11 protein-coding genes are annotated in these 17,521 nt (G+C 38.6%); all 11 read right to left on the bottom strand.

Annotated elements, in window-relative coordinates; all coding sequences use genetic code 11:
• Positions 1–53: 53 nt before the first annotated feature.
• The 11 genes from fusA to K322_RS0111120 all read right to left on the bottom strand — a co-directional run bounded on the left by fusA (position 54) and on the right by K322_RS0111120 (position 17,438).
• Positions 54–2,177 carry an elongation factor G gene (gene fusA, locus K322_RS0111175; protein ID WP_026626967.1) on the bottom strand — a complete coding sequence of 708 codons (2,124 nt, stop codon included), beginning with the start codon at positions 2,175–2,177 and terminating at the stop codon, positions 54–56.
• A gap of 20 nt (positions 2,178–2,197) precedes the next feature.
• Positions 2,198–2,674 (bottom strand): 30S ribosomal protein S7, encoded by a 477-nt coding sequence (rpsG, locus tag K322_RS0111170; protein ID WP_026626966.1) that lies wholly within the window; start codon positions 2,672–2,674, stop codon positions 2,198–2,200.
• A gap of 157 nt (positions 2,675–2,831) precedes the next feature.
• Positions 2,832–3,251 carry a 30S ribosomal protein S12 gene (gene rpsL, locus K322_RS0111165; protein WP_026626965.1) on the bottom strand — a complete coding sequence of 140 codons (420 nt, stop codon included), beginning with the start codon at positions 3,249–3,251 and terminating at the stop codon, positions 2,832–2,834.
• Between the two features lie 377 nt (positions 3,252–3,628).
• Positions 3,629–3,973, bottom strand: coding sequence for a hypothetical protein (locus tag K322_RS0111160; protein WP_026626964.1), 345 nt, complete (start codon positions 3,971–3,973; stop codon positions 3,629–3,631).
• A 47-nt stretch (positions 3,974–4,020) separates the two neighbouring features.
• Complete coding sequence (locus tag K322_RS0111155; protein WP_157279431.1) at positions 4,021–7,536, bottom strand: T9SS type A sorting domain-containing protein; 3,516 nt, start codon at positions 7,534–7,536, stop codon at positions 4,021–4,023.
• Between the two features lie 637 nt (positions 7,537–8,173).
• Positions 8,174–9,148, bottom strand: a complete 975-nt coding sequence (locus K322_RS0111150; protein ID WP_035331960.1) for a hypothetical protein — start codon at positions 9,146–9,148, stop codon at positions 8,174–8,176.
• 184 nt (positions 9,149–9,332) lie between these two features.
• On the bottom strand, positions 9,333–11,099 hold the full coding sequence (locus K322_RS0111145) for an ABC transporter ATP-binding protein (RefSeq protein WP_026626961.1): 1,767 nt from the start codon (positions 11,097–11,099) through the stop codon (positions 9,333–9,335).
• Between the two features lie 74 nt (positions 11,100–11,173).
• Positions 11,174–11,611 carry a hypothetical protein gene (locus K322_RS19255; RefSeq protein WP_051290765.1) on the bottom strand — a complete coding sequence of 146 codons (438 nt, stop codon included), beginning with the start codon at positions 11,609–11,611 and terminating at the stop codon, positions 11,174–11,176.
• 52 nt (positions 11,612–11,663) lie between these two features.
• Positions 11,664–15,107 (bottom strand): type IX secretion system periplasmic lipoprotein PorW/SprE, encoded by a 3,444-nt coding sequence (porW, locus tag K322_RS0111135; protein ID WP_026626960.1) that lies wholly within the window; start codon positions 15,105–15,107, stop codon positions 11,664–11,666.
• Positions 15,108–15,240: 133 nt separating this feature from the next.
• Entirely contained in the window at positions 15,241–15,600 is a 360-nt protein-coding gene (gene rplS / locus K322_RS0111130; protein WP_026626959.1) for a 50S ribosomal protein L19, read from the bottom strand.
• Between the two features lie 170 nt (positions 15,601–15,770).
• Positions 15,771–17,438, bottom strand: a complete 1,668-nt coding sequence (locus K322_RS0111120) for a nucleoside kinase (RefSeq protein ID WP_026626957.1) — start codon at positions 17,436–17,438, stop codon at positions 15,771–15,773.
• Positions 17,439–17,521 lie beyond the last annotated feature (83 nt).

The following is a 17,521-nucleotide window of genomic DNA, read 5'->3' as shown; positions in this document are numbered from 1 at the left end:
GCAAACTGCGATTAAGAGTCATTTACTAATCACAGCCTGCATACATTTTCTTTTTATTTGATAAGATCTACACGACCTTGACATTCAGTCAATACTTGTTTCGCAATAGAAGAAGATACTTCTTCGTAATGAGAGAAAGTCATCGCTGAAGTTGCACGTCCTGAAGTGATCGTTCTTAAAGAAGTCACATAACCGAACATCTCAGCCAATGGAACTTTAGCTTTCACGATACGAGCTCCTGAACGGCTTGATTCCATACCTTCAACTTGTCCACGACGTTTGTTCAAGTCAGAAATCACATCACCCATACTTTCCTCAGGTGTTACAACCTCAAGTTTCATGATTGGCTCAAGAAGAACGGGAGATGCTTTTTCGGAAGCACTCTTAAATGCAAAGCGAGCACAAAGTTCGAAAGACAACTGGTCTGAATCGACCGGGTGGAAAGAACCATCCACAAGAGTTACTTTCAGTTTATCCAAAGCAAAGCCGGCAAGCACACCATTCTTCATTGAAGAAAGGAATCCTTTCTGAACCGAAGGAATAAATTCTTTTGGTATATTACCACCTTTTACTTCATCAATAAATTGAAGATCTCCTTCGAAACCAGCATCAGCAGGACCTACCTTCACGATAATATCAGCAAACTTACCACGACCTCCTGATTGTTTCTTATAAACTTCGCGAAGCTCTACTGTATTAGTAATCGCTTCTTTATAAGACACCTGTGGACGACCTTGGTTACATTCTACCTTAAACTCACGTTTCAAACGGTCGATAATGATTTCCAAGTGAAGCTCACCCATACCTTCGATGATAGTTTGACCTGAGTCTTCATCGGTATGTACACGGAATGTTGGATCTTCTTCTGCAAGTTTAGCCAAACCGTTAGAAAGTTTATCGATATCTTTTTGAGTCTTAGGTTCAATAGAAATTCCGATCACAGGATCAGGGAAGTCCATTGACTCAAGTACGATAGGATTATTTTCATCGCAAAGAGTATCTCCTGTACGAATATCTTTGAAACCAACACCCGCACCTATATCTCCTGTAGAGATAACATCTTTAGGGTTTTGTTTATTTGAGTGCATCTGGAACAAACGTGAAATACGTTCTTTTTTATCAGAACGAGGATTGTATACGTATGAACCGGCAGGAAGTTCTCCTGAATACACACGGAAGAAACAAAGACGTCCTACGAATGGGTCTGTTGCGATCTTAAATGCAAGAGCACAAAGAGGCTCATCCGGACTTGGGTGACGTACTACTGTATTGTCATTTCTTGGATCAACACCTTCGATAGCTAATGTATCAACAGGGCTTGGCAAGAATTTAGCAACAGCATCCAATAAAGGTTGTACACCTTTATTTTTGAATGAAGAACCCAATAACATAGGGTTGATCTGCATAGCCAAAGTTCCTTTACGGATAGCAGCGATCAATTCTTCTTCTGTGATAGATTCGGGATCATCAAAGAATTTCTCCATCAAATCTTCATCACATTCAGCAGCTTTCTCAAGCAAATTAGCTCTCCACTCTTTAGCTTCTTCTAGGACATCAGCAGGGATTTCTTCAATCTCATAAGCAGCACCCATAGTTTCGTCATGCCAGAAATAAGCTTTCATTGTGATCAAGTCTACGATACCACGAAAAGTTTCTTCTGCACCAACAGGGATTTGAATAGGGCAAGGGTTTGCACCTAACATTTCTCTTACCTGACGAACTACTTCGAAGAAATTAGCACCCGAACGGTCCATTTTATTTACATAACCGATACGAGGTACATTATATTTGTCAGCTTGACGCCATACAGTTTCAGACTGAGGCTCAACACCGGCTACCGCACAAAATGTAGCGATAGCACCATCAAGGATACGAAGAGAACGCTCTACTTCTACTGTAAAGTCAACGTGTCCGGGGGTGTCAATCAAGTTGATTTTGTAAATCTCATTATTATATCTCCACTGAGTGGTTGTAGCAGCCGAAGTAATAGTAATACCACGCTCTTGCTCTTGTTCCATCCAGTCCATGGTAGCTGCACCATCATGCACCTCGCCTATTTTATGAGTCAAACCAGTATAAAAAAGAATACGCTCAGAGGTCGTAGTCTTTCCGGCATCGATGTGAGCCATGATACCGATATTTCTGGTAAGTCTTAAAGCATCTGTAACTTTTGCCATTGTTTAAATTATCTCCTTAATTAAAATCTGAAGTGAGCAAATGCACGGTTAGCTTCTGCCATTCTGTGCATATCTTCTTTACGTTTGTAGGCACCACCTTGATTATTGAATGCGTCAACGATTTCGGCAGCTAATTTATCAGCCATTGTTTTACCGCCTCTTTTACGAGAATAAAGAATAAGATTCTTCATGCAGATAGATTCTTTACGATCAGGACGAATTTCGGTTGGAACCTGGAATGTAGCACCACCCACACGGCGAGATTTTACTTCTACCTGAGGTGTTACATTTTCCAAAGCAGCTTTCCATATTTCAAGAGAGCTTTTTTCTTCGTTAGGAAGTTTAGTTTTCACCACTTCCAACGCTGTATAGAAAATTGTGTATGAAGTACTTTTTTTACCATCATACATCAAGTGATTTACGAATTTCGTAACTTTTACATCACCGAAAACAGGATCCGGAAGCACCTGTCTTTTCTTTGGTTTTGCTTTTCTCATTGCTTGTTAAAAATTTTGTTCTTGTTTTTGGTTGCCAATTTCCCGTCTTCAACAGTTCCGCTGAACTATTTACTCAACCTATAGTAGCCTACCCAATAAACTTAAAAACACTTTAATACTTGAATTAATTAAAAATGTTGATTATCGGAACGAAGAATTATTTCTTCTTTCCTCCCTTAGCTGGTGCCGCTGGTGCCGCTTTTCCTGCTTTAGGACGTTTCGCTCCATATTTAGAACGTCTTTGAGTACGACCATTCACACCGGCAGTATCCAATGTTCCGCGAACAATGTGATAACGTACCCCAGGAAGGTCTTTCACACGACCACCTCTAACAAGTACAATTGAGTGCTCTTGCAAATTGTGTCCTTCTCCAGGAATATAAGCATTCACCTCTTTTGAGTTTGTTAAACGCACACGTGCTACTTTACGCATAGCTGAGTTTGGTTTTTTAGGAGTGGTTGTATACACACGCACACAAACACCTCTTCTTTGAGGACAAGAATCCAAAGCAGGAGACTTGCTCTTATCAACCAAAACAGCCCGTCCTTTTCTTACTAATTGTTGAATTGTAGGCATTTTTTTAATTTTTAGAACTTAAAAAATTCAATTATTATTTGGTTAAACTACTTCGATATACGACAATAAATCACAGCCAAACATATGATTTCCAAAGAAATACACACGAAGACTGATCATTACAGAGTAAATCGAGGTGCAAAAATACAATAAATCAATGAGATATACAATGTATCAACAACGAAATATTAATAAAAAAAATCATGCATAACATTAATAACCACTTCATTCAATATATAAGAGACCTCTGTTCAGTAAAAAACATCAAACTATAGCTTACCTTAAGATACAATCAATAAAATCTTAGGCAAAACAAAGGGCCGGACTTTTACGTCCAGCCCAATTGCCCACATTTTCTACCCATCGTGTAATAGTGTTCAGATGTGTCGTCTGTTTTTAAAATAGAGAGTGTACAATATATAGAATATAACGAAAGTTGCTAACGGATATTTATAATCTCCTATCGGAGAATCAACAGCTCCCAATTCGGGATTACCCCACCCATCATTCGGATTGAAACCTCCTCCACTCTCTCCGGCAGACGGACTGGCTGACGCAATAACATTTACTGCTATGTTTTCATTGTAATAAACTTCCGACGGAAGCAGTTGACTTCCTGAAGGACTGCCGGACGAATAATAATTGTCATCCCCTATATTTTGAGCATACAAAGGGCTGGTGCATACCAATAGTATACATAAAACTTCCACTATAATTTTCATAGAAATAACTTATTTACAGGAAATTAATTCCCCCATAGTCTATCAATTCATATCGCTATCTTAAATGTACTCTCAGCCGTAGCCGTTCTTACTTTTATCAAATACACACCTTTTCCCAAAGTCTGCCCTCCAACTTCCACATCTAAAGACTCAACTCTGGCTTTCTCTTCTATCAATCGTCCAAGTATATCATATACAGAAACATTCTGAATAAGATCTCCTGTCGACTCCACACGATACTTATCTCCATCTTTTTTCAGAGAGATAGAGCTTTCCGATGAAATTATATCCTCTCCAATACCCGAGGTTGGTTTTCCGCTAACCCTCAAATAAAAACGCTTTTCCAGATTTTCCGTAGAACTTTTCTCGAAAGAAACGGACTCAACTTTTCTCAAGTCATACTCCTTGTTTAATACTTTATCTATTAATTTTATATTTGAGTAAGAATCAACTTTATCCATACCTGAGAAACTCAAGGTACCTAATCCTGTTTTTATCGTTTTTATCCCGATTTCCACATCTTGAGACTCAGCATCAACACCTATAAGATTAATTTCTGACGGAGAGAGATCTGTTGTTAACGTATACAATTCAGCGAGCTGATCTCCCGGAGCAAAAAGTTTTTCGATATCCTCCCCTTTTTTGAAACTTCCGGATGCTCCCGAACGAAGGGCTACAATCACCTGTGACTCATCATTGGAGAGCTTAAGATTTAATCGAATAATATTCGACAGATCCTGTGACGAAGATCGCAGCACTGCCGCCGTAGAAACTCCACCTGAAGTTACATTTTCGGGTTTAAACAGCAAAGATTCTGCACCCGGCTTAGATTCAACAAAGAACGATTGCATCGGAGCTATATAACGAGATGTTGCAGAAGGAGAAATATCAGTACTCAAACCCGTTAAACCCGACCATGATTCCGTTCCCCCATCACTGATATAAGAATAAAATTTCACACCATCCCAAATTCTATAATACCCATATATTTTCGTTTTATTATCAGAATAAAATTTATCAAAATTCAAATAGGACATAAATGGATTACCGATAATATTAGTAGCCGCCGCATTTATCGCTACGGTAATCTGCCCATTTACATAATTATCCTCAAAGACAAAACGATATCTATTATCTTTCTGAGCCTGAGTCAGGCTGTTATGATTGGAAACCCAAGTCAAACTATCAGGGATAGACGCTACGGCCCCCCGAGATAATGCCCCTGATGGATAAAGCCACTCTCCGGTTTTTGCATCATGATAACTATACGTAACATCATTTCCATCAGGCAGACGGCGAGGAAACTTATATGGGGTTCCTGTTAAAAAATTCTGATCAGGATAAGAATACTGTTCATCTTTACCATTCACCCAAAGAGCAAACCCTTTTTCAGGCCCGACCCTTTCCTCTAAATTTGCAAAAGGAGCCGAAAAACTACTAATACGATAACCCACACGTCCATCTGGATTCACATTGCTCTTAACATTAAAATACATCATAAATATTTTCGGTGACATAGAATCTGTCCATGTCATATCTCCATGATAATCAGCTGAGTACATATACCGGAGAGGAGCTCCCAGCATATACCAACGATTACGATCCAGCAACAATTCGATATAAGCCTTTCTATATAAAAGATATTGAATCTGCCCGACAGCCGCACCAGACTTAAACGTGATATCCCGACAGGCATCTCCATTCTTCAGAGTAGGATATATATTTGCACCGGAGGGGAGTGTCACATCAGTACACCAGATTGGATAACCTCCACCGGTAGACGACTGCCAGTTATTCGCATTAGCCCATACATCATCAGTTACCGCGGATTTCCATGCAGCAACAGAAGGATGAACACTTGCCACCACAGTTTTCATCTCTGTACCAAAATTATCTTTTATCACATACGTCAACTCCCCTGAAACATCCTCCGTGAATACCGCCTGATAAGAAGCGTCAAAGGTTCCCTTTTTTACATTGTTCCTATACACAGAATAAGCAGGTCCCGGCAGCAAAGAACTGCCGGACATTGTTATTTTGATCGGGCACTTTGTACATGATGCATCTATCAAAACCGTTGGCTCCGCAACTACAGTGATATGTACAACCGCCTGAGCATAACCTGCTCCTGATTCCGAGATATTATATGTTATGTCCGGCATTACCTGAGGAAGGCTTAACCCCGGAACAGATTTAAACGTTATATTTCCAGATTGATCAATTGAGACCACTCCCGCCAAAGACCCATTTTTATAAACCTGAGCGTTAGTTCCCGAAGCATAAGTCATTCCGTTAATGGTAAAACTGGTAACAGTTATTGCTCCGTTCAATTCACTCGGCAAATCATTTGTCAGAATATTAGCATGAAGCTCCTGCTCTGATTTCACCACGTAATAATCATCTACAGCTGTAGGTTTGGGGACATCTACACATCCATCATGCTTCACCAATACAATCTCATTCGAATACATAGGACAACCCGAAGTTGCCGTGGTATAAATGGCCAAACGATACACTCCTGCATCATTTGTAGAAAAAGTTCGATCGACCTTCCCTGAAATATTTACAAATGTGTTTCCTGTTTTTTTCTGCCACTGAAAAGTATAACCGGTTTTAAACGCATCAACAATTGATCCTGTAAGAGTAAAGACCGCTGCACACCCGGTTCCCGAGGAAGTTATATTAGCCTGTATCTGGGGGATAATAGCTTTCATACTCAGATTATCCAGCCCAAGGTCATTTCCACCACCTCCACTCTCGTTGTTTCGAAAAGCAACATACACCGAAGTTGCAGAACATGGAGCAACATAGTCAAAAAAGGTGTTTACCCATTCACCTGGAGTCGGAAGTGTTGTCGAAGATTTAGCTGCGACTGTTGTCAACAGGCTTTTATCAGGATCAATAATAAACGCAACATTTGGTGTTATTTGTCCGGCCATATTCAAGCGAACTAAATCCACACTCATTCTATAAGCCTGTCCGGGCTGCACAGATATTTTCTGAAGATAAAAGAGTTTGGTTTTATCATAGTCGGCGTTGACTATCATAAAATAATTAGACGGGCTATTCGTATTAGTTTCATATTTATCATATACTGTTTTAGGCCAGTCCATATAACTATAGGAAGGAGGTCCATACATTCCTCTTGTCGTAGTAGCGATAATATAATACCCATCGCTCGGCCCATGAGGAACCTGATAGGTGCTTTTCCCTCCATTATTTCTCTTAGGAAAATAATATTTCGTAGGCCCATTAGTAGACAACCCCCATGTATAGGAAGTCTGATCCGAAGCTAACGGTTTTCCCACAGTTGCTGTTGTATTTAGCGTAAGTGACAACAAATTGCCTGACTCATTATAAATACTTGACGCAGGTTGATAATAAGTTCCGATATTAGATACACTCACTCCCGGATATATATGTGTACCGGTAGAATTATCCCCATTTTTACCTTGTGTGGAAATTGATCCGAAATTGCCATTCACAACAAGTTCAGGCCCATAAATCTGAGCAGACACACTCAAAGCCTGCAGCCCCAATACAAATATTAAAAATCTCCTCAAAAACTCTCTTTTATTCAAAAAACAAGACATAAGATCCTCCGTAGGCAGATTTTTTCCGCCTTAATAATTATTCAATAGAAATACAATTCCATATTCGAATTAACATTTTCGATTATGCGAGAGTGCATAAAACAGCCTATAGGATAAATTATTATCCCAGCCTCACGAAAACATCAAACCGCTCAGATGATTCTTCATAATATGCGCCACAGTCAATCCTTCCCCTCCAGATGCTTAATAAAGCAATGAGTATCTACTTATCGTCGCACGCAAGTTATTCAATCATAACCAATACTTTTCATTCAACATCCTGATTTAGTTCAATTGATATCCACCTTATAAAACCTAATATTTACTTTTTATCGCACAGTGTATTTTGCAGTAATACCTGTAAAGTTTAAGAATGTTTTTTATTCAAAATTTAGCTTATTTTAAGAAGAAATATTAACTCTTCTTTCACAAACAAAGATCGTTCGTTTTTCTCATAAATCTCAATAAAAAATCATTTATTTTAGTATTCTATATTTCTATTTACGTAATACAGTATAATACAGCCTCTATTTTTGTAATAAACACCGGAGAATTTGTCTGTTTCCGCAAAACGATCATTATAATTTGTTGATATTTCGATTATAGATTAATTAACAAATAAATTTCTGACAGCTTCCTTTTGACTCGATATATACATATACCTCTGTCTTTCCCCGCTTTGGGTTATAAGAGTAGAATAACGTTTAAACGACTCAATCCATTCCTTATGAATACGACATACCTCTTCATTACAAGACTCGATTGTATTCATCGAATAAAGACGGAATAAGGCCATCTCGAATTCATTGCATTCATAATGAATATATGTACTATCTAAATCTATTTCAGACACATATATATTCACATCTTTAAAACCATTGTATTTGCCCGAAATTGAAGCCTCTTCCAGATCGTCTATAAAAAGCAGTAATTCGGCTTTAATTTCTTCAAGATCATCCTTAGAAAGATAATTCAGTTTAAAGAAATATGCTATTTCTTTTATAAAAGATGTAAAAACATTATGATCGAGCACCATTAAGGTTTTTTGAATCAAATTCATTTCCTTTATGTAAACTTTATGCAGATCCAATATCTTATCGGGAATCTGAAATTCAGAAAACGGATAATAAAGCAGAGATTTTTTGGACTGATACATCCAACGATAAAGGCGTAGTTTTGTTAATTTATTATATGTTAACAACAAAGGCAATGGCAATGCATTTAATGCAAAACGAGCCATAGAATTCGAAGATTGATTGATTCTCTTCAGATTTTCAATATAACTGGTTGTTTTGGAGCAATAATCATCAACCTGAAATTCAGGATCAAACATCCGCAAATCAAAAACAGCCTGAGAATAGCTGTTAACGCCGACAATAGAGTCCAAAGAAAAACCATATTTTCTGGACAATGTGGCTATTTCATCAAATGTAAAGGCAACCTCTCCTCTCAGCCTTCTGTAAACCGCTTCTTTTCCAATATATAAGACATCTGTCAATTCATTTACCAACGTGTCCCCATTAGACATAGATTTTTTTATAGCTTCAACAAGTCGTTCGTGTAATTTATTATTTTCTTTCATTATATAACATTTGTCTTTAATACACATAAAAACCATACACAACAGCCCGTCTAGTTGTTAAGCTTAGACATTGTGTAATGTTAAAAGTCAAAAATATCTGTTATATAAAGGTAGGAATCAATCAGATGCAAAGGTCAGCAAATAATTTCAATTATACAAGTATAGAAATATATGTTAAGATTTTTTATTCAAATTGCTCCACATATAACGAATAATACTTCCCTCTACGCCCCAGCAGTTCGTCATGAGTGCCTTCTTCAATAATCTGCCCATGCTCCATCACCAATATCTTATCGGCATTACGGACAGTCGATAGCCTATGGGCTATAATAAAGCTTGTGCGGCCAGCCATTAATCGAGCCAGGCCTTTCTGTATCAACAATTCGCTACGTGTATCAATATTACTGGTCGCTTCATCCAGCAAAAGAATCGAGGGGTTTGTTACAGCCGCTCTCGCAATATTAAGCAATTGCCGTTGCCCTTGACTCAGATTCGCTCCATCATTTTCAAGAAGAGTATCGTATCCTTTAGGTAAACGCTTAATAAAAGAATGAGCTGCCGTTAATTTTGCAGCATCAACCACCTCTTCATCCGTTGCCGCTAAACGTCCAAAACGAATATTTTCTTTCACCGTTCCCGTAAAAAGATGGGTATCTTGCAAAACGATAGCCATGGAAGACCTCAGACTGCTTCGCTTGATATCCTGCAAGGGTATCCCATCAATAGAAATAAGACCGGATTTAATATCAAAAAATCGGGGAAACATATTTAATATAGTTGTTTTACCCGCCCCCGTCGTTCCAACCAATGCAATAGTCTCGCCCGGACGAGCATGTAGAGAGACACCTTTAAGTATTAATTTTTCGGGTTTATACCCAAAATATACATTCTGCATCTTCACCTCACCTTTAACATCAGTCAGCACTACTGCTCCATCCTTATCTTCAGGCTCGGAAGGTTCATCTATCACATGAAAAATACGTTCAGCTCCGGCAATAGCTGCCTGAATATTATTATAAAGACTTGCCAATTCATTTATAGGCCTTCCAAATTGTCGGGAGTATTGCAAGAAAGCCGCTAAGCCACCAACATCAAAGCCCCGATAAATTGCAAGAAGAGCTCCAACTATCGTAATTATTACATAATTGAGAGTATTCAGATTCTGCATAACAGGCATCATCATCCCTGAATAAAGCTGGGCTTTCTCAGATTTCGATTTCAAGTCCTGATTAAGTTCCTCAAAACCATCCACCACTTTAGCCTCATGACCGAATACTTTTATAACCTTCTGCCCACTGATCATCTCTTCGATATAGCCATTTACCTGACCGAGCGTATCTTGCTGCGCTTTAAAATATTTCCGGCTTTGCTTCACAATAAGCCTTGCAGCCAGAAACATTAACGGAATAGTAATAAAAGTGACCAGTGTAAGTATAGGACTGATATATATCATTAAACAGATGATTCCGATAAGAGTTAATGCACTGGATAAAAGATCAGACAAGCTATCGGTCAACACCTCACTGATTTTATCCACATCATTTGTATATCGGCTCATCAGATCGCCATGCTGATTTACATCAAAATACTTGACAGGAAGAATCTCCATTTTCCGAAACAAATCGACACGGATGCGAGCCACTGTACGCTGCCCTATAACATTTAACAGGCGGTATTGTATATAAACTGCCAAAACTCCACTCAGATATACAGCAGCAAGTACAATCAGCATATTAATGAGCCCCCTGACATTGCCGGGCAAGATATAATCATTAATTATGGGTCGCAGCAAATAAGAACCCGCCAGATTTGCCAGAATACTGACCACGATCAACAGTCCGATAACAACCAGCAAAGAACGCTCTTCCGAAAGATATGTCATCAAACGAAAAAATGTTTTAGAGCCGTCTTTAGGCTTTTCTATTTGCTTGAAAGTATTACCATGCGCCATTATACAACGAAGATATAAAAAAAAGGATCAGCGGCGGAATCTGCTAATCCTATAATATCACGATTTATTTCACATCAATTATTTATAAACAAATTGGGGTCTACAATTTCCTGAGGTTTAGATTCCTCGACCTCAACAATGCTATCCACAATAAACCGGGTATAACCGCGCCAGGGCAGAGCGCCAAAATATTCTTTATAATGAAGTTTCACATTTTTGCCTGCCATATTCATCAACTTCTCAGCTAATTCTTTATTTTCTACCGAAAACTCGAATTCGTTTGATTGAACACCTCCGGTTGCCGCAGTTTTTATTCCTGTCTGAATAAGTTTACCCTCGTAAGTTTTAAAGATAAATCCCTTATACATCACATAATTCAACTGACCAGCTTTCACACTGCTTGCTCCGTACGGATAGTAGAAATAAATACCGAGAAACCCGATACCCAGAACAAATACGACTAATATAAATTTTAGAAAAAACTTTTTCCACGATTTGGTTTGAACTCCCATATTGTTGTTTTTTTGTTAAAACATCAAACTATATCAAATTGTTTGATGTCTACTAAGATTTACTGGAAGAACGCTGACGATCCTTCAATCGCTCTTTTCGCTCTTTCTCTCTCTGCTTCAGCAATTCTTTTCTATCTTTCTCCCGTTGCTTCAATTGTTCCTTTCGTAGCCTTTCTTTTTCTTTCAGCTCTCTCTGACGCTGTTTACGGGCATCTTCTTTCTCTTTTATTTCATTTTTCTTTTTATCGCTTTCGGCTTGTTTTACAGACTTTATCGCATCGGCTTGAGCACGCTCTACTGTATCAATCGAATCCTGACGTGCAGCCTCAATGTCTTCCGCTTTCTTTACACGTGCTTTTTCGGCAGCTTTAGCACGGCGTTCTTCTTCTTTGCGTTTTCTGTTTTCTTCCTTCTGTGCTGCTTTTTCTTCTTTCGTCAATTTAACCTTATCCTTTGATGAGTTAAGCAAGTTCTTCAAGCCCTCAACAGGATTATCGAAGATTTCTTTTGCCTTATTGATCACTTCATCAGCTTTTTCAATCTGATTTTCATCCAGAATATCCCCGATTCCAATAGTCCTGCCATTTGTTTCTTCTACTTTCTGTTCGGGCTGCCTACGAGGAGGAACAGGTACAACAGGAGGTAGCTCCTCTTGTCTCTCAGGTTGTACTTGAGGTGTAACGACTTCCTTTACATCTTCAACTTCAGGCTCTGCTACGGCTTTTTGTCTCTGCTTATTCCAATACATGATCAAAGGAATCATCTCTTTTGTATAATTCTTTTCGAAGAATAAGAAGTATTCATTCAGGGTCTTTCCGTTCATCAGGGCAATATAGTTATCGGTCGAAATAGGAATAGGAATAATAGAAGGATCAAGATCATCCATCAACGAATTCTTTTCAAATGCCATATCAATATATGATATTATATCGGCAAAAGATTTAAAGCCTTTCACCTGAAGCACTTCGAGTGAACCGGCTACACTAAAAGATAGATCGAAAGTCTGGTAAACAAACTTCGAGAAATTATAGCTTGCCACATCATATATCAACCGATTCTTGTCTACAGTCTTCGATTGGAAAAGGAATACCAACATAAATTCGGCATCTGATTTCGCAACAAAGTCTAATCCGGCAACCTCTTCTCCGTCTTTGTTGTCACCCAGTTTCAAATTCCATATCATTCCCCTCATCGGAGAAGAATCTGAGGCAAGTGCCCGTCCTTCAACAGCTTCTTTAAGCATTGCAGTTGCTAATTCTGTCACATCTTCTTTCGGATATTTCTCGATCAGACTTTTCAGTTCAGACTTAAATTTTTCCGAATCATTGGATTGAGCATACGTCAAAGCATTCAGAAACATAAATTTCGGAATAAGTACAGATAAAGGATATTTTTCCTTCATCGTATCATAGTTTGCTCTCACCTGTGTAATATTACCGGACAGATACAGCTGATAGGTCTGATCATACAAACCTGTTTCCAGCTGGTGCATATTACGTGTATTCCATTCATAGTCTGGATCGGCCAGAGCCTTTGCATATATACTTTTCGGAAATCCTCCCAGCAATAAATTCCGATATTGAGCAGTCATTTCGTGATTTCCCAGACGCAGATAAATAAGGAATAGCTGATAATATATTTCCTCCATATTAGGCGATGACGGAAAACGTCTCAAATCGGTTTCAAAAGCATCAATAGCTAAATGGTAATCACCAAGCTTTTCATTATATATCTTACCCATATTGAAAAAAGCATCTTCGATAATATCATCGGAAGCCTTTAAAGCCTCGGAGGTCAGGGGAATCTGCTTCAGGTAAAAATCAGGATTATATTTATCGGGGATCCCATTTTCTGCAATAGGCTTCTGTTCCTCCACTCCATCAATCGGAGTGCGGTCATTATCCTCAAAAACAGCGATCTGCTTTTCTCGTCTTCTCCAGTCATCTTCGAGCTTTCGGGTACCCCATCGTTGCTTAAACGCAGCTTTTCCCGAGTTAACCATTTCTTTATTATAAAAATAAAAAGACGATCCTCCCGAATTGTTTATTGAAGGCTGATTTTGTGGGATATTAGGTGTATTTTGTTTAAATAAAGGTTCATTGGGGTTACCATCATTGATCTGAACCCTATTTTCCCGCTCGGCAGCCTTACGTTCCTTTTCATCTTCTTTTTTCTGTTCGGAAATAATTTTATCTATAGCAGATAATCGTTGTACATCCGACATGCGTGATAAGACTTGCAGACTATCCTGCAAATGAACAGCTTTCACGTACACAACTAATTCGTCCAGTACTTCGGAACGTAAAGAAACCCTCGGATACTCCGAATGCTTCTTACTAAGCCCGGTCAATGCTTCCGAATAGCAAGGCTGAGCTCTAACATAATCTTTCTGTTTAAAATAAATATCGCCAAGCTGTACTTGATTTATAGCCTTATCATACCCACCTCTTGTACTTTTTTCTATAGCCTTCCGATAATTTTCGGCAGCAGTAACAGTATCTTGCTGATTGAGAAATACATTTCCTATCGCAAAATAAATCTGATCAAGGTATTCTTTGTTTTTCGGATTACGGGTCATTTTATCAAGCCCGCCGAGAACTTCTTTCCGATTTGAAGCATCAGCCAGACCTGCCTGTTGTATTTTTGCATTGAAGGTAAATTCGTAAGGTGTATTCATCCCCATAACCTTATCGAAAGCCTCGTATGCTTTTACCTTGTCTCCCTGCTGCGCATATAGCTGTCCCAGTAAATATTTCATACGTGTTCGCTGATACCTGTTTGGTTCGCTGTCAATCGATTTCTCGAGATAAGGTATAGCCGAAGAGTATTCTTTCTTCTTGATCAGGTAATCAGCATATGCAGCATCATATTCTGGCTGAAGGTGTGAGGATACACCACCGCTGATCTTTATTTTATGGAAAGTATCTTCCGCCTCATAAAACCACCCCATAGCGGTATATCCGCGAGCAATCCAGATACGGGCTTCGTCGACGATGTCTTTATCTGTTTTATATAAGCGGGTTACATACGACAGAGTAGAAACGGATTGCAAGTAATCTTCGTTTTGATACTCCGCCTTGCCCAACAGCATCCACACATTTTTCAGGAAAGGGTTAAATTCCTGTTGCTTGAGCCATGTCTGATATTCAATATCTTTCCGTTTTGCAGGATCCCGTTCGGGCTTTGTTTTAATAGAATGCAGTTTTATTGCTTTCGTTGTTTTATCGACCGTTATATCAAATGCACCTCCGGTTTTCTCCTTCAATTCATCTACATCACGGGCAGGATAAATATCGAGCAGCAGAGACATATTGTCGTTATACCCCTTCTGCTTTTCGTCAAGCTTTTCTTTATATGCCTCTTCGGCATTGAAATAAATATTGTAACGGGTGTTTATCTCATGGTATGCACGTGTAGTACGGGTATTCTTTTTAGAAGAACATCCCGATACAAGAATAAATATGGCCCCTGCCAATATGAGAACTTTATATTTCAATCTGAAACTACCCTAATTTCATAATCAATGAATCAGTCGCAAATATAATCATAGTGAGCCAATAAATGACTTCACCCCAATAAAAAAGCACCTCAACCGAAGTAGAAGTGCTTTCTTATGAAATGAGAAAAGATTATTTAGCAACAGCCACTCTCTTTTCTTTAATTCTTGCTTTTTTACCTGTAAGTGCACGAAGGTAGTACAATTTAGCTCTACGAACTTTACCAACTTTATTTACAGTAATGCTGTCGATAAATGGAGACTCAAGCGGAAAAATTCTTTCTACACCGATATTGTCTGACATTTTACGTACAGTAAAGCGTTTTTTGTCACCGTGTCCGGCGATTTTGATAACAACACCACGATACAACTGTACACGCTCTTTGTTACCTTCTTTGATGCGATATGCTACTGTAACAGTGTCACCACTTTTAAATTTGGGATGTTCTTTCCCTGTAGCAAATGCTTGTTCTGCAATCTTAATTAAATCCATGATTATTAATAGCTTTGTTGTACAACAATACGTAATATTCACGAGACCGTCCCGTCAGAGATTACGCAAAGCGGTTGCAAAAATAAGAACAATTATTATAATTGACAAATACTTAGCTGCTTTTTCGGTCACAGACCGTTTTATTGTTTTGGCTGACGCAACAAACACTGTTAGTACTTAAAGCTGCTTCCTCCCAAAAACTCCCTTAACAACGATGTGGGCGGCATTTCCCTGTCGTTTATATAATTGAAATAGTTCAGAAATTTCATGATACGGTATGCTTCTGCATATTCGGGTGCCGACTTCGGAACCTGCATTAATATAGGTTCTGCATATTTACGTAAGGCTGCCAACTCATATATTATAGCCGAATTGAACATTACATCTGCATTTTCCTGATAGGGGAATATCCACTTATCCTCTCCTTTTCTCACACTATTCCATCGGGAGATTGTATCTATCGCCGAATAATTACGGTATTTATAATCCCTTATCAAACGACGGATTAATCGATTGTCTGTCGTTGGTATCCAGTTGTGATTATCCAAAGAGATAGCAGTAAGAGCCGAAACATAAATCAAGAATTTGCTCTTATCCGGAATACGGCTTGTCAATTCGGGATTCAATCCGTGTATTCCTTCGATAACCAATACTGTATGCTTATCTATTTGCAATTCATTGCCTTTATACTCTCTTTGTCCGGTTGTAAAATTATATGTAGGCATAGCCACCTTGTCCCCTTTGAGCAATCTCGCCATGTCCTCATTAAACTGCTTCAAATCGAGAGAATAAAGAGACTCATAATCATACTCGCCATTCTCGTCTTTCGGTGTATCAATTCTGTTTACAAAGTAATCATCAAGGGAAATCCCTACAGGCTTGATCAGGTTTACCATCAACTGTACCTCGAGCCTTTTTCGGAAAGTAGTCTTACCTGAAGACGAAGGTCCTGAAATTAAGACAATCCTTACTCCTTCATCAAATTTTTCTGCAATTTGAGTTGCTATATCCGAAATAGATTTCTCCTGCAAAGCTTCCGAAACTTTTACCACGTCAGACATGCGTCCTGTACGGTTAGCTTTATTCAAATCGCCGACATTATCCAACCCTATGATATTCAGAAAGGTCAAATGCTTATTAAAGACCTGCTGCATCTTGGGTTGTTGGATAGCAGGCTCCAATTCCACAGGATTATCCCTATTAGGGACACGAAGCATAAAGCCTTCCATATACGGTTCCAATTCATACAAAAAGATATATTTGGTAGAAGGCACAAGGCATCCGTAAAAATAATCGACATAATTACCCAAACGGTAATATTTAGAATATAACATGTCGGATGTTTCAAGGAGCAATGCCTTATCTTCGAAATAATGCTGGCGGAACAGCTCAACGACCTCTTTTGTTTCAGCTTCCAAAGCTTCAAAGGGTAGATCTTCGGCAATCAGACGGTCTATCTCCAATTTAATCTTCGCAATATCGGACTCAGTCAGCGACTTTTTCCCTTTTATAACTCCATAATAGCCTTTCGCAATAGGATGCTCAATACTCATTTGCGCCTGAGGGAATACATTCGACACAGCTTTTGCAAGAATAAAACAAAGCGATCTTACATAGGTTCTCATTCCTGATGATTCACTGATGTCGATATATTCTATATTCTTAGGCTGATACACCTGATAATTCAGGGACTCCGTCTTGTTATTTACTTTACAGTTGACAATCAGAAAAGGCTTTTCGATACCTGTTGTCTTTAAAATCTCAACTAAAGATGTTCCCATCGGGACATCATAATACTGATTGTTATTTTTGCAAAAAACTTTTACAGTTTGGATCATATTCATAGATGTTGTTAAGGTCTCAGACCTATTTTATTTATATCTGCTAAGATAAATCTTAAATAAACGGAAAGCCAAACGTA

The organism is Indolivaga capnocytophagoides DSM 22835 (assembly GCF_000426485.1).
GTDB classification, from domain to species: domain Bacteria; phylum Bacteroidota; class Bacteroidia; order Bacteroidales; family Dysgonomonadaceae; genus Dysgonomonas_A; species Dysgonomonas_A capnocytophagoides.
Note: the sequence above shows the minus strand (reverse complement) of the source record. Positions and strands in the feature narration are given on the sequence as shown.